This window comes from Roseobacter sp. MH60115, assembly GCF_015644665.1.
Lineage (GTDB): Bacteria > Pseudomonadota > Alphaproteobacteria > Rhodobacterales > Rhodobacteraceae > Roseobacter.
The window spans coordinates 292207-305495 of the sequence record NZ_JADOBQ010000005.1 but is presented as its reverse complement, the minus strand read 5'-3'; the positions used below and the strand labels follow the sequence as shown (position 1 = coordinate 305495).

General features: G+C 59.7%; 14 protein-coding genes. 7 read left to right on the top strand and 7 right to left on the bottom strand.

From position 1 onward, the window contains the following. The first annotated feature begins 250 nt into the window (after window positions 1-250). The 5 genes from ISX84_RS17290 (at window position 251) to ISX84_RS17270 (ending at window position 4559) form a co-directional block, all read left to right on the top strand. Window positions 251-862 (top strand): TetR/AcrR family transcriptional regulator, encoded by a 612-nt coding sequence (locus ISX84_RS17290; RefSeq protein WP_195821643.1) that lies wholly within the window; start codon window positions 251-253, stop codon window positions 860-862. Window positions 863-1438: 576 nt separating this feature from the next. Further along, window positions 1439-2794, top strand: a complete 1356-nt coding sequence (locus ISX84_RS17285; protein ID WP_195821642.1) for a tetratricopeptide repeat protein — start codon at window positions 1439-1441, stop codon at window positions 2792-2794. 208 nt (window positions 2795-3002) lie between these two features. Next, entirely contained in the window at window positions 3003-3341 is a 339-nt protein-coding gene (locus ISX84_RS17280; RefSeq protein WP_195821641.1) for an ArsR/SmtB family transcription factor, read from the top strand. Next, on the top strand, window positions 3334-3819 hold the full coding sequence (locus ISX84_RS17275) for an SRPBCC family protein (RefSeq protein ID WP_195821640.1): 486 nt from the start codon (window positions 3334-3336) through the stop codon (window positions 3817-3819). Before ISX84_RS17280 ends, ISX84_RS17275 begins: the two co-directional genes overlap by 8 nt. 161 nt (window positions 3820-3980) lie before the next feature. Then, on the top strand, window positions 3981-4559 hold the full coding sequence (locus tag ISX84_RS17270) for a dihydrofolate reductase family protein (protein ID WP_195821639.1): 579 nt from the start codon (window positions 3981-3983) through the stop codon (window positions 4557-4559). Window positions 4560-4575: 16 nt separating this feature from the next. Here ISX84_RS17270 and ISX84_RS17265 read toward each other — a convergent pair whose 3' ends face one another. Genes ISX84_RS17265 through ISX84_RS17240 form a run of 6 tightly spaced genes read right to left on the bottom strand, consistent with a single transcriptional unit; the run spans window position 4576 to window position 8595 of the window. Then, on the bottom strand, window positions 4576-5085 hold the full coding sequence (locus ISX84_RS17265) for a DUF3299 domain-containing protein (RefSeq protein WP_195821638.1): 510 nt from the start codon (window positions 5083-5085) through the stop codon (window positions 4576-4578). After that, complete coding sequence (locus tag ISX84_RS17260; RefSeq protein WP_195821637.1) at window positions 5079-5579, bottom strand: DUF3299 domain-containing protein; 501 nt, start codon at window positions 5577-5579, stop codon at window positions 5079-5081. Before ISX84_RS17260 ends, ISX84_RS17265 begins: the two co-directional genes overlap by 7 nt. A gap of 19 nt (window positions 5580-5598) precedes the next feature. Next, the gene (locus tag ISX84_RS17255) at window positions 5599-6849 is read right to left on the bottom strand and encodes an ABC transporter permease (protein ID WP_195821636.1); all 1251 of its coding nucleotides are present in this window, start codon (window positions 6847-6849) and stop codon (window positions 5599-5601) included. Further along, entirely contained in the window at window positions 6846-7577 is a 732-nt protein-coding gene (locus ISX84_RS17250) for an ABC transporter ATP-binding protein (RefSeq protein WP_229884378.1), read from the bottom strand. Before ISX84_RS17250 ends, ISX84_RS17255 begins: the two co-directional genes overlap by 4 nt. Continuing rightward, on the bottom strand, window positions 7543-8175 hold the full coding sequence (gene zrgA, locus ISX84_RS17245; protein WP_195821635.1) for a zinc uptake protein ZrgA: 633 nt from the start codon (window positions 8173-8175) through the stop codon (window positions 7543-7545). Before zrgA ends, ISX84_RS17250 begins: the two co-directional genes overlap by 35 nt. Window positions 8176-8208: 33 nt before the next feature. Continuing rightward, complete coding sequence (locus tag ISX84_RS17240) at window positions 8209-8595, bottom strand: Fur family transcriptional regulator (RefSeq protein ID WP_195821634.1); 387 nt, start codon at window positions 8593-8595, stop codon at window positions 8209-8211. A gap of 562 nt (window positions 8596-9157) precedes the next feature. Here ISX84_RS17240 and ISX84_RS17235 point away from each other — a divergent pair. Together ISX84_RS17235 and ISX84_RS17230 are read left to right on the top strand one after the other, a co-directional pair. After that, a complete protein-coding gene (locus tag ISX84_RS17235) occupies window positions 9158-10108 on the top strand; it encodes a TAXI family TRAP transporter solute-binding subunit (RefSeq protein ID WP_195821633.1) in 951 nt (316 codons plus the stop codon). Window positions 10109-10204: 96 nt separating this feature from the next. Further along, window positions 10205-11962, top strand: coding sequence for a TRAP transporter permease (locus ISX84_RS17230; RefSeq protein ID WP_195821632.1), 1758 nt, complete (start codon window positions 10205-10207; stop codon window positions 11960-11962). 12 nt (window positions 11963-11974) lie between these two features. Here ISX84_RS17230 and ISX84_RS17225 read toward each other — a convergent pair whose 3' ends face one another. Then, window positions 11975-13219, bottom strand: a complete 1245-nt coding sequence (locus ISX84_RS17225; RefSeq protein WP_195821631.1) for an NAD(P)/FAD-dependent oxidoreductase — start codon at window positions 13217-13219, stop codon at window positions 11975-11977. Window positions 13220-13289 lie beyond the last annotated feature (70 nt).

The following is a 13289-nucleotide window of genomic DNA, read 5'->3' as shown; positions in this document are numbered from 1 at the left end:
GCCCTTGATGCCCGCGAGATGTCCGAGACGGCTGTACGGCTGTTGTATGCAACCTCCCTCCTGCTTAGCCACGTTGTCAGAGATGGCAAATTCCCTTCTTGGCATCTGGCCAAATTGAGCACCGAATGCTCAGTCGCAAGGCAGAACGTACTTACAAATTTTGGTAGCACTCAGAGAATATGTAGTAAATACTATATATAAACCTGTCTGGGTTTGGTGGCTTCGAACCCGCGGCTGGCAGGAGAATGTTATGACGTCGAAACATTTGGAAAGACGGACCACGCCTTTGCAGACGCGGGCGAACAAGACTGTCAAACTGATCTTGGAAACAGCCGCTAAGTTGCTAGAGGAAATTGGCTTTGAAGAGCTGACAACCAACAAGATATGCAAGGCGGCAGAGCTGACGCCCCCCGCTCTTTATCGTTATTTTCCAAATAAATACGCCATTATCTCTGAGCTGGCCAAGCAATTGATGCACTTGCAGAACGTGGCGGTGGCAGAGAGTTCAATTGACATACAACAAGATGGCCTAGACGTAGACAGAACCGCCACGATCCTGTCTGGACAAGTGCAAATCACGCGTGACTTCCCTGGCGGCGTTGCCGTTTTGAAAACGATGTATGCGACACCGCAGCTCGTTGAAGTCCGACTGACCTCTCATGAAGAGCTTACTGACGGGTTGACGTCCTCGCTCATGAATCTGGACCTTGGCTTGGCGGAAGCCGAACTTCGAAGAAGAGTGCGCCTGATGATTGAAATCGGTAATTCAGTGGTGGAAATGGTGGTGGAAAATCCCGGCATGGACGAGGCCGTCATGATACAGGATACCGCCGAAATCATGCACTTTCTGCTGACAAAGTGATTTGTGGGAACCGTCCCCGACGCGCCCGCAAGCGTGGTTTCCCGCAAATGCGCATCAGCCATGAATGAGGGCGCATCACTCACCCCCAATGTGCTATCAAGCAACCTGGGTGATCCGGCACTAGTTTCTGTTACGTCCATGAAGGTGTTGCGCAAATCCGGTGGACCAGCCTCAAGGGGGCGACGAATACTATGCGCGCGAAAACCTTGTCGCCGAGCGGGTCGCGACATTAATCCGTGCCGGTTTTGAACTGACGCCCTTGTCCGAGCAGAGCTCAGCGTCATTGATCCCGACGCCCCCGTGTGACCCGGATGCAGCGTTCACGAGGTCTGGAGACACGAGACTTGGCGCGAATGATCAACGTGGTCTATGGTCAGATCCAACGGCGATACCAAGCCAAGGAGACTTCCGACACCAGGATGCATTCCAGTGACGGGGATCTCATCTCAGAAAGCGAATATGCCAGACGGAAACCAAGAGATCGCCGCCAGCACGGACAAAAGTCCCGACCTAACGAGCGGCCCCTCCCGCAGAGAGCGCGTTTTGACAAGTCTTGCGTCTTTGAGGTCCGGGTTGTTGAGCATGGTCGCCGTGCTGGCGGTCATCGCCATGCTGGTCGTCGCCATTCGAGACCTGACCCGCGCGCCGATTGTTCTGGAAGAGATTGGCGTCATCGCGCCCTTGAGCCAAGAGGGCTACACGGGCCTTGTCGCCTCGAACATGCTTTGGGACGCCATCGAAGACATCAGGAGCTTTACCGGCGACAGCAAACAGAATGTACGCATCCAGACGGCATCCCGCCAGCTGGACGTGGTTGAGCCGGGTTCAGGCTTGTCCCTGCAACGGATAACAAAAGTGTTGCGGTCGCTTTTCAACCTGCCGCAGACGCGCATCGCCGGGGAGTTTGTCTGCCTCGAAAGCACCTGTAGCCATGACCAGATATCTCTCAGAATTCGGATTTTTTCAGGGGACGGCACGCGCGTCATCTCCGCCGGTGCCATCGATGGCCGGACAATGGAGGATTACTTCCACGACACCGCCCTGCACCTGCTGGAAGAGGAGATCGATCCTCTGGTCGCGGCACGATATTACTATTTCGACACCTCGAACGACTGGAGTGTATACGCCGTCAAAATCTCCACCGAGCTCTTGCTGCAGCGCGGGGAGAACGCCGAAGAAGCCGCAGCCCTCCTGGGATTTGCCGCGCTGGACCGACAGGAGTACGATCAGGCCCTGGCATACAGCGAAGCGGCGATTGCCGTTGGAGACGAGGTACGGCGACAAAAGGGCTTCTGGTCGCGCAGAAATGATGACTGGAGGACGGTCAGAGCGCAGTCTTTGTTGCTGAAGGGGCAAGTTCTCTCGGAAAAAGGCTACTTCTCTGAGCAAGATGAGATGCAACTGCAGGCGATGGATCTCTTTGAGCAAGCGGCAGAGCTCGCGCCTGACTACGGGTTTATCCGGACGGCGCAGGCCCGCACCATGGAGGATCTCGAACAATACGACGATGCCATTGCGTTTTACCAAATGGCCGTGGATGTGGACAAACTCGACCCCTACGCTTGGAGCGAATTGGGCCGTGCATTGCTGGCGGCCGACGCACCGGATGAGGCGGCGGAGAATTTCAGGATTGCCAAGAGCCTTGCGCCTGATGATCCTTTTCTGGTGCGCTACCACGCTACGGATCAGGACATCGACGACGCCTTGGCGGACGCCAAGCTGTGGGCCAAGGATGCACCGCAGGACCCCCAAGCCTGGGGCTTCTGGTTGGATGTCCTGGATGAGAAGCTCTATTTGGGCGATGAGACTTCATGCGACCGCCCGTATGGATCCGTGGCGGAATTGCTGACAACAGCCAATGCGATTGCGCCATTTGAAATGCGCGAAGACGCAGATGCATTCGCGCAAAACGTTTGTGGCTGGACGGATTGACCGCTGCGCCCTCGTGGCAGCCTCCTTAGCGTCACCGAAAGAACAGAACCGTTTTGCTCCTTGGCTCACCCCTCGCGGGAAAAGGCCGGAGGACCGCAGTCGACCCATCGCTACAACGGAAATGACCAAGATTTTTACTTCCGGCGGGGGTGTCCAAATCATGTATTTAACCACTTGACTAATTAACTCAATAGTTAAATAAGAACCTATGACCGACAGCGATCAACTCGACGCGGCATTTGCTGCACTGGCCCATCCAACGCGGCGCGCGATCCTGGCCCGGCTGGTGCAGGGGAAGGCGACGGTCAACGACCTTGCTGAACCCTTCGACATGTCTCTGCCAGCGATCTCCAAGCATATCAAAGTGCTGGAAGAAGCGGGCCTGATCAAACGCGGCCGGGATGCCCAGTTCCGCCCCTGTACGCTCGACACAAAGCCCCTCGAAGCAGTTGCCAGCTGGACCGATCAATACAGGCACATCTGGGAAACGCGCTTTGACATGATGGGCAAGCTACTGAATGAACTAAAGGATACACCAAATGACTGATCAGCAGGAATGGGTGCGCATTGAACGGAACTTTGACGCATCAATCGATATGGTCTGGCGGATGTGGACGGATCCGGATCTGTTCAAACAATGGTACGGCCCCAAAGGCATGTCCGTTCCGACCGCCGAGATGAATGTGGCCCCCGGCGGCACGCGGAAAATCTGCATGGCCATGCAGAGCCCCGAGCGGTCAATGACAATGTGGTTCACCGGCGTCTACAAGGAAATCGATCCGCCCCACCGGCTCGTCTACACGGAAAGCATGTGCGACGCGGAAGGCACGATCATACCGCCGCAAAGCATAGGCATGCCTGACAACTTTCCCGACATCACCGAAGTGATCGTGGAGTTGACGGAAGTCGGCGGCAAAACCCGCATGGTCATGGTGCATGTCGGTGTCGAAGAAGGCACGGCAGGCGCCGGCGGATGGCACCAGGCCTTCGACAAGCTTGAGGAATTGATCGACAAAGTGGGCTGATCAGACGCTACGCTTTGCGGTCCTTGGCGTATTCGTGTCGCCTGAGAAAATTCAAGGCCGCGGCGTTCGGATGACCAACGGTGTGCATGCTGCGGCGTTTCAATCCGTGCGCGTTTGATCTCGCCTGGCGTGCGCGGACAAGAAACAATCAGGAGACTATCATGCGTGATCTTGCAATCTTGACTTTCGTAACGCTCGACGGGGTCATGCAGTCCCCGAGCATGGCTGAAGAAGATCCCGACAATGGCTTTGAACATGGCGGCTGGGCCGCACCCTTTTGGGAAGAGACCATGCCGCGCGTTGCAGCGACCGCCATGACGGCACCCTACGACATCCTCTTCGGTCGAAAAACCTATGACATCTTCGCCGGGCATTGGCCAAACGCGCCCAAATCGGATCAGTCGGACCAGCTGAACCAGGCGCAAAAGCATGTCGTGACGTCACGCCCTGACCCTCTGACCTGGCAGAATTCCCATCCGATCAGGGGCGATGTTGTGCAGACCATTCGGGAACTGAAGCGCCAAGACGGCCCGCTTTTGCAGGTGCATGGCAGCGCGCAGTTGATCCAGACGCTGCTGGCCAATGACCTGATCGATGAGTTTCGACTATGGACGTTTCCCGTCGTGGTGGGCACAGGCAAAAGGCTGTTCGAGCCAGGGACCAAACCGGTGGCACTTGCGCAGGTGAGATCAGAGACCCTCGGCAACGGAGTAGTTGGGCAAACGCTGAGGTGTGCTTAGCGCCGCGCGCGTACGACTATGCCCGAAACGGCTCAATCTTGTCCGCCGACAGCGCGTAGCCGATTTCAGCCAGTTGCGTTGAAACGGCCGACACGCCGAACATGCCGGTCACGTTGATGGCCTCGAAGAGACCTGCGCTTTCATACGGCTGCTGCGTGGTGACGAACACCAGTTGATTGGCGGGCGGTGGCGGCACATGCACGCAGGCCCCGACATAGGGCACCAGGATGAAGGCCACGACACCAGTTCCGCGGTGTTCGATGGGCACCATGAACCCAGGAATACGGACGATCTGACCATTCCAATCGGTTCTGACCCCGCTGGAGGCGGGTTGTTGGCTGGCAAGGGGTGCTGCGTCATGATCCACGATGCCGCGCAGGAAAGTCGGAATGCTTGTCTCATTCTCGGGCAGCAGGTCAACCCAGTCCAGATCAACGAAATCCTCAGCCATCCCAGCCCGCGGCAGGCAGAGACCGGCTGCGAGACCCGCAAGGACGCTGCGCCTTTGAAGCAGGCGGCTCACCATTCGTAAGCCTCCATCTCGTCAGCCAGGATGGCATAGCCGGTCTGCCCCAACTCGGTGGATTGCAATTGCGTGTGCATGGTGCCTGTCACCCAGACCGCGTCCCAAAGCTGGTTCCCCGGCCAATAGCTGTCGGCATTGACCATCACCAATTGATTGGCCGGCGGTGGCGGCGTGTGGATACAGGCGCCGACATAGGGCACCAGGATGAAATCCTTCACGCCCTTGGAGTTGAAATCAAGCGGGATGATGTAGCCCGGCATCCGCACGTAAGCCCCATTCAATGTCTCGTTCAGCTTGGTCGCATTGGCGTCGTAGATCGGGTTCCACGTATCGTTGACCTCGTCTATTTCCCCCTCGCCGATGATCTCGGAATAAGGCGTGCCGGGCGGGATCAGATCATCCCACATCACCTCTCTGGGTGCGGCGGCAACCGCCGATGTCGGCACAAGGGCAGACGCCGAAAAAAGGGTAAGGGCAGACCTGCGGCTCAGCATTTCGACCTCACTTCATGCGTTACGTTCTCACCAACATACCATCTGCCAGCGACATGCGGTAGGCGCGCAGGGCCGGGACCATGCTCACAATCGCGCCAGCACCGACAACCGCCAGTATCACCCATAGCTCCTGCAATGACGGCGCGGTAACGGGCAGCCACAGCCCAAAGGCGCTGTCGATCATCGGTTGCGCGACGCTCAGACCCGCGTAGAGCAGCGCAAGACCAAGGAGCGCGCCAAGGGCCGCCATCAGCATCGCCTCCAGCACCAGCAACCCCAGGATCGTTGTGGGCCGCGCGCCCATCGCCCGGAAAATCGCCATCTCGCGGCGGCGTTCGTTCAGGCTGGAAAAGATCGTCGCCATCATGCCGATCAACGCCGTGACCACCACCATCGCAGAGACTGCGAGCAAGGCGGTTTCGGCAATGCCGACGATCCCCCATAGCTCCTGCAGAGCCACGCCCGGCAGCACAGCCAGCAGCGGTTCCTGTCGGTATTCGTTGATCGCCCGTTGCAGGGCAAAGGTCTGCAGCGGGCTTTCGACCCCCACAAGTGCGGCCGTAATGGCCTTGGGCGTCAGCTCCATTTGCCGGATGACATCGACCGGGGTGACCTGACCGGGGATCTGCGCGCCGCTGCGCCAATCCACATGAATGGCCTCAATCGCTTCCATGCTGACAATCACTGTGCGGTCAACCGGCGTGCCGGTTTTGGCGAGGATACCGGAGATGCGGAAAGGCTGGTTCTTGTGCTCGGAGAAGGAGGCAAGACCATGCGCAACCACGATGGGATCACCGACGCTGTAGCCCAAGGTTGTCGCCACATCGGCGCCGATGACCGTATCAAAAAGGTCGTCCATGATGACGCCGTCCGCTGTCTCCAGCGATCTGCCCTGACGGTACTTGTAGTGGTCAAAAAAGGCGCGCGTCGTGCCCATTACCCGGAACTGCCGGTGACTGTCGCCCAGCGAGATCGGCACGATCCACTCTACATCCGGACGTGTCGCGATGTCCTGATAGCTTTCCCAGCTCACGTTGTTCGTCGCGTTGCCGATGCGGAACACCGAGTAGAGCAGCAGTTGCACGGACCCTGACCGGGCCCCGACGATCAGATCGGTGCCGGAGATCGTATCGGCAAAGCTTTCCTTGGCGCCGGTCCGCACCTTTTCCACACCCAGAAAGAGGGCCACGGACAGGGCGATCGCAAGGATCGTCATGCCCACGGTCAGAGCCCGCGCGATGAGCGAGGCGATGGCCAGTCGCAGGATCATGCAGCGACCCGATGAATGCGGGCGATATCTTCCATCCGCACCACCCGATCAAACCGATCTGCGAGACGCGGATCATGGCTGACCATCAGCAGCGAGGCCTTGTTTGCCGCGGTTTGCTGAAACAGCAGATCCAAAAACACCGCCTGGCTGTCTGCGTCCAGCGCCGATGTCGGCTCATCCGCGATGATCAGCGGCGGCTGACCGATCAGTGCCCGTGCCACCGCAACGCGCTGCTGCTGCCCGACGCTCAGCGTGTTGGCGCGGTGGCCGAGAATCTCTCCGGGCAGGCCAAGTGCGGTGCAGAGTGTGGCCGCAGTGGCCTTCGCATCCCCCGCCCGCTTGCGTCGCTCGGGCGCGAACCGGAGTGGCAATAGGATGTTGTCGATCACCGTACCAAACGGCAGCAGGTTGAATTGCTGAAAAATCACACCAATCTGCTCCGCCCGGAACCTGTCGCGCGCGCTGCTCGAAAGCGTAGCCAAATCCTGGCCCGCAATGTTTACCCGCCCGGCATCTGGCAGCATTGTGCCGCAGATCAGCGACAGGAGCGTGGATTTACCCGATCCGCTTTCTCCCAGCAGCAGCACTGTTTCACCTGCGTTCATGGCGAAATTCGGCACCGACACGGAAAACCCCGACCGCCCGCGCCAGCGAAAGTCGACAGTCGCTAGGTGCAGAATGGCATCCGTCACATCAAAACAGGCTCCGCAGGTCCAGTGTCGGAGCATCGCGTTCGACCTCAAAGGCTTGCGCGCCGGAACCGGCGATGACCTGCACCTCAAGTTCGCGTGCATTCTCGAACGTGTCGAAATAGGCAAAACTGATCTCGGTCAGCGCCGTCGGATCAGCGCAGGTCAGCGTGTATTCCGCGTGGAACTCCGAGTGGCCGGCCTCTTCTGCGTGTTCTGCATGATCAGAGTGTTCCGCGTGGTCTTCATGGCCGGAATGCTCCGCATGGTCGTCGTGATCCTTATGCGCGTCATGATCATGATGGTCATGGTCGTCGTGGGCCTGTTCGCTTTCGAGCTCCGCACTGGCCTGTGTCACCGAACAGGCCGCCGCTGCGGGCAGAACGAACAGGTCGAGCGGGCGGGCAAGCGTAGCGACCGCCGCATCGACGGCGGCGCGATCTGCCTCGCTTTCAGCAGCATACTCGAACCCGACAATATCCGCGCCGGGCGCATGGAACTCCATCGCGACGGTCGTGCCGTCAATGGCGATGTTCAAAGCGCCGACCCCGTGTTCATGGGCATCAAGCTGGCGCGTGTCTTCTGCCAGAGCCGGCGCGGCATTGACCGCAAGAAGCAAAAGGACTGTCCGTTTCATGTCATTCTCCGCTGTTACTGGTTTGAGATTTGATCAAGCGGCGCAGATCCCGCACCGCCCGTGGATTTCAACGATGTGCCGATCCGCATGGAAAGCGCTGGATGCGGTGAGCGTCGTCAATTTTGGCAAGAGCGCGCTGCCGTCATGCTCTTCGACCGATCCGCAATCCTCGCAGATGGCAAGCACCGGGACGCTTTCGACGTGGTCACAGCGACAGGGCACGAAGGCCTTGATGGATTCGAGCCGGTGCGCACGTCCCTGATCCGTCAGGGCCGACAATGTCCGGTACACCGTCGGCGGCGCGATATCGGGCTCATCCGCCTGCAGCATCTCAAGGATCTGGTAGGCGGTCATGGGCTTTTCGCACCCGCGCAAGACGGTGAGAACGTCGTCCTGCCGCGCCGTCGCTCGCTTTCGCATGGCACTCTCTCTGATACTTGCAGATTTGTTATTTTATAAAGTAACAGCGTTCAACGTGCAAAATCTTTGGTCGGCGGATTTCTTGATGACCAACAGGCTGAAGCCCCCTTAGCTGAACGCACCGATTGGGCCTTCCAAAAGTCTCCATTGCCCTGGCCGTACTCCGAATCCACCCATCCGAGTGGCTGTTGGCCTTGCCACGGCATGGTCGCGCGGAACCCGGAGGCTGGATGTCTTCGCGCGCAGAGGTGCGCCTCCTCGCCCATGGATTGCCAAGCAAGCTGTTTTTTTTCGTCTGACGCCAATGCCGATCATATCGCAAAACTTGAAATCCGGCAGGGAGAGGGATCGGATACCCACCTGTCGGCCTTCAGGCACCATGATGCGCAAATGATGCTGTAAGTGACGCCTGCCGGGAAAACCGTCCTGATCGAGACGATAAAAGCAGGTTGTTTTCATTCTCCAGAACATGCGACCAAATACACAATCAAAACCTGCGCTCCCTTAAGAAGCCCAATACCCGGGACGTCAGGGGCGAACCGAGATTCCAAGGGAGGAAGACATGAAACTAGCAACCATTCTATTGAGCGCTGCTGTCGCTGTGACGGCGAGCTTTGCGACTGCACAGGAACGCGTCACCTACAAGTCTGCCAAATCGACGTCGTCTTACTATCAGATGGGTGTGCAGATCGCCGAGGCGATGAAAGAGGGCACGGACGGCGGTGTGATCGTGACCGTCGAGGAGAGCCAGGGCTCCGTCCAGAATGTGATGGAAGTACGCGCACGCGGTGCAGATTATGTCTTTACAACGCCCCCTGCGTTGATCGGTCTTGCGCAGCAGGGCAAGGCGATGTTCGACGGCAAGAGCGACCCCGCCTTTGACACCATTCGCGCCCTGTTCCCGATCCCGTCGCTGACGATGCATTTCGTGGTATCCGATGCCAGTGGCGTCACCGATTTCAGCGGGTTGGAGGGCAAGACCATCCTGCTCGGCAAGGGATCCTTTGGCGCGCGCGAAGGGGAAAAATATCTGGGGCTTTTCGGGCTTGAAGGAAAGGTCGATCTTGCCGATGTGGAGCTCTCCAACGCCGTGGCCGCCCTGAAAAACGGCCAGATCGATGGTTTCGTGACCGCCGGGTCCTACCCCGCCCCGAATGTCATCGAAGCGGCAGCAACCACGGGCGTGACGGTCCTGTCGCTGGATGAGGATCAGATCGGCCAGACAAAGCGCACCAAGCTGGTCATCCCGGCAGGCACCTATGCCGGTCAGGACAGCGACATCACCACGACCTCCCTGCCCGTGGCTGCCTTTACCACCACCGCGATGAGCGATGATGTCGCCTATCAGCTGACCAAAACTTTCTGGGAGCAGCGCAAAAAGATGGGGGAAGCCGCGCCCTGGTGGAACGGCGTGAACGAAGGTCTCATGAGCAGCATCACCAGCAAGCTGCACCCTGGCGCAATCCGCTATTACAAAGAGATCGGATACGCGCTCACCGACGCACAAATGTGATCCACCAGCGATGAAACATCACGAAAGCCCAGGCATACCTGCGGCTTTCCTCTCTAGTGCTGCGGCTCCAATCGCCTGGACCACAAGGGTTTTGTCATGCGCTTCGTCATCTTTGCCGCCGCCTTCGGTCTGGTTGCCTTTCATCTGGCCTTGATCTTTTCCGGTCTGGTGCCGAACCTTGTCAGCCGCCCTTTGCACCTGGCGCTGGCCTTGCCGTGGATCCTGTTGGCTGGGGCGCAATCCCGCATGACGCGCCTCAGCGGCGCAGCCCTCGCCGTCGCGGGCGTTGGCGCGTGTCTTTGGGTGGCCTGGTCGCATGACGCGTTGTCCGATCAATACGGTTTCCTGGAAAGCCCCTTTCAGATGGCCATCGCCGTGACCCTTTTGGTCGTGGTGCTTGAGGCCGCGCGGCGCGCGATTGGCTGGCCGCTGCCGATGGTTGCGCTGACCGCCCTGCTTTACGGGCTGTTCGGGCAGTACATCCCCGGCGAATTCGGCCATTCCGGCACGCCGCTCCGCAGCTTTCTGGGCACGCTGACCATTGCCGAGGGCGGCATCTGGGGCAGTCTGACGGGCGTCTCCGTAAACGTGGTCGCGATTTTTGTGATTTTCGGCGCCGTGCTGAACGCCGGGGAGGCCGGGCAAGGCTTCATGAATGTCGCCTCTGCCGCCGCTGGTCGACTCAAAGGCGGGGCGGCAAAAGTCTCCGTGCTCTCCTCCGCCTTTTTCGGATCGATCTCCGGGTCCGCCTCCGCCAATGTCGCCTCCACCGGGGCGATCACCCTGCCTGCGATGACGCGCCTGGGATATCCCAAACGGCTGGCCGCCGCAGTCGAGGCCGTGGCGTCCTCCGGCGGGCAGATCATGCCCCCGCTGATGGGTGCCGGCGCCTTTGTCATGGTCGAACTGACAGGCGTGTCCTACACCTCCATCATGGCGGCGGCGCTGCTCCCGGCGGTGCTCTACTTTCTGGCCGTCTGGGTGGGCGTCGATGCCTATGCCGCGCGGGAAAACCTATCCGGCATCGACGCAAAGGATCAGCCCTCGACCCGGGATGTGATCATTACATCCGCGTTCTTTGCCGTGCCCTTCACCGTTCTGCTGGTGGGCATGTTCTGGAGCAAGGTGACGCCACAATACGCCGCCAGCCTCGCCATCCTCACAAGCGTTCTACTGCTGTTCTTCAACACGAAAGGTTTGGGATCGTGGCCGGAGACACGCGACCGGATCGAAACTTCGGCGCTGAATGCAGCACGGCAGGTATCGATGATTGCGGCCATCATCATCTGCGCCTCGATCATCATCGGCGTCCTGTCGATCACCGGGCTGGGGGTCAAGATCACATCCCTGATCCTCTCGGGGTCGGGTGGCATGTTATGGCCCGCCTTGCTGCTGACGGCGCTCGCCTGCCTCATCCTCGGCATGGAAGTCCCCACCACCGCAGCCTATGTGATCTGCGTATCGGTTGCCGGACCGGCGCTGATCCAGTTGGGGCTGGAGCCGCTGCAGGCGCATCTTTTTGTGTTCTGGTTCGCGCTGCTCTCCACCATCACGCCACCGGTCTGTGGCGCGGTGTTCATCGCGGCCGGTATGATCGGGGAAAACTGGCTGAAAGTGGCGCTAACGGCCATGACCCTCGGCTTCGGCCTCTACATCATCCCGCTGGCGATGATTGCAAACCCTGCGCTGATCAGGCTGCAGTCGGCACCAACCCAAGCGTTCCTGGCAGCGGTGCAGATCGGGCTCGGCCTGGCGTTGATCTCTTTTGCCCTCATCGGCGCACGCGCTGCTGTCCTGCGCGCCGGTTTCTTGTTTGGCGGGCTGCTCGTCATCTTCTTCCCGCTCTTGCTCTGAGCATCACCACCGCTAAGGCGTGGCGAAGCGATTTGGAGAGTAAACACTTGCATCCATGTTCGGAGACCGCCCGGTCAGCATTTCCGCAATCAGACGACCCGTTTTCGGCCCGCCGGTAAGGCCGATGTGGTGGTGCCCGAAGGCAGTCATTACGCGGCTTTGTCCGATTTCCCCAATCAGCGGCAGGCTGTCTGAGGGTGCTGGCCGGTGCCCCATCCACTCCTCTTCGCCGGAATGTGTCAGGGCCGGGTAAGCCTCTTTGACTTTGCGACGCAGCAAGGCAAAAGGGGCTTTGGACGGGCCTGCTTCCAGTCCGCCGAACTCCACGACGCCGGCGCACCGCAAACCCGCCGCCATCGGGGTCGCCACGAATTTGCCACTGGCCACCATGGTCGGCGCGCGCGGGCCATTCTCCGCCCCTTCAAAGACGATGTGATACCCCCGTTCGCTCTCCAGCGGCACGGAGACACCGAGTTTACGCATCAGGGGTTTGGACCACACGCCCGTTGCCAGCACGGCGGTATCGCACGGCATGAGTCCGTCCTTGGTGAGCACAGCCGTGATCCGCCCCGCCGAGAGCTCGAAGTCCACCACCTCCGTGGTGACGATCTTCCCGCCGATCTGGCGGAATTCCTCGGCCAGTGCCGCCACATACGCCCCCGGATCGCGAATAAATCCGTGATCCTTCATCGTGGCCAGACAGCCAATGGCGGAGGAGAGGTTCGGCTCCCTGTCCTGGACCCCGCCGCCTTCCGAGAGGACCGGTACGAAGCCCGCGGCCTTGCGCAGCGCCCAAGTATAGCCATCCGCGTCAAAATCCGCGCGGGTCGCATAGGCGAAATGATAATCGCTGTCCGTCACCCAATGGGCCGCACCGGTCTGATCGGTCAACGCTTTGTGCTGCTCGACCGCATCCGAAACGATGGGCGTCAGACCTTGGGCGATCCGGCGGGTATCCGCGTCATTGGCATTGCGCAGATACTTCATCAGCCAGGGCGCAAGCTTTGGCAGATAAGCCCAGCGCAGGAACAAAGGGAAATCCGGGTTGAGGAGCATCCCCGGTGCCTTGCCAATCAGCCCCGGCGCCGTGACCGGCACCATGGAGCAGGCCGCCAGCACGCCCGCGTTGCCGTAGGACGTGCCCTGCCCCGGTGCCGCGCGATCAACGAGGGTGACCTCCGTCCCGAACCGCCGCAGCCAGATGCCGGTGGACACCCCAACGATACCCGCACCGATGACGATGACATGTTGCGACATTGTTCCTCCCACCCCCTGTGGATCACCTTGCCTGTCGGCTGTCCGGGGTCAATTGGTTTCGACATCAAGT

Excerpts from the sequence above, each read along its gene's own strand:
- ISX84_RS17290 (WP_195821643.1), top strand. The coding sequence starts at position 251 with ATGACGTCGAAACATTTGGAAAGACGGACCACGCCTTTGCAGACGCGG.
- ISX84_RS17280 (WP_195821641.1), top strand. The coding sequence starts at position 3,003 with ATGACCGACAGCGATCAACTCGACGCGGCATTTGCTGCACTGGCCCAT.
- ISX84_RS17275 (WP_195821640.1), top strand. The coding sequence starts at position 3,334 with ATGACTGATCAGCAGGAATGGGTGCGCATTGAACGGAACTTTGACGCA.
- ISX84_RS17270 (WP_195821639.1), top strand. The coding sequence starts at position 3,981 with ATGCGTGATCTTGCAATCTTGACTTTCGTAACGCTCGACGGGGTCATG.
- ISX84_RS17265 (WP_195821638.1), bottom strand. The coding sequence starts at position 5,085 with ATGGTGAGCCGCCTGCTTCAAAGGCGCAGCGTCCTTGCGGGTCTCGCA.
- ISX84_RS17260 (WP_195821637.1), bottom strand. The coding sequence starts at position 5,579 with ATGCTGAGCCGCAGGTCTGCCCTTACCCTTTTTTCGGCGTCTGCCCTT.
- ISX84_RS17255 (WP_195821636.1), bottom strand. The coding sequence starts at position 6,849 with ATGATCCTGCGACTGGCCATCGCCTCGCTCATCGCGCGGGCTCTGACC.
- ISX84_RS17250 (WP_229884378.1), bottom strand. The coding sequence starts at position 7,577 with ATGCTCCGACACTGGACCTGCGGAGCCTGTTTTGATGTGACGGATGCC.
- zrgA (WP_195821635.1), bottom strand. The coding sequence starts at position 8,175 with ATGAAACGGACAGTCCTTTTGCTTCTTGCGGTCAATGCCGCGCCGGCT.
- ISX84_RS17240 (WP_195821634.1), bottom strand. The coding sequence starts at position 8,595 with ATGCGAAAGCGAGCGACGGCGCGGCAGGACGACGTTCTCACCGTCTTG.
- ISX84_RS17235 (WP_195821633.1), top strand. The coding sequence starts at position 9,158 with ATGAAACTAGCAACCATTCTATTGAGCGCTGCTGTCGCTGTGACGGCG.
- ISX84_RS17230 (WP_195821632.1), top strand. The coding sequence starts at position 10,205 with ATGCGCTTCGTCATCTTTGCCGCCGCCTTCGGTCTGGTTGCCTTTCAT.
- ISX84_RS17225 (WP_195821631.1), bottom strand. The coding sequence starts at position 13,219 with ATGTCGCAACATGTCATCGTCATCGGTGCGGGTATCGTTGGGGTGTCC.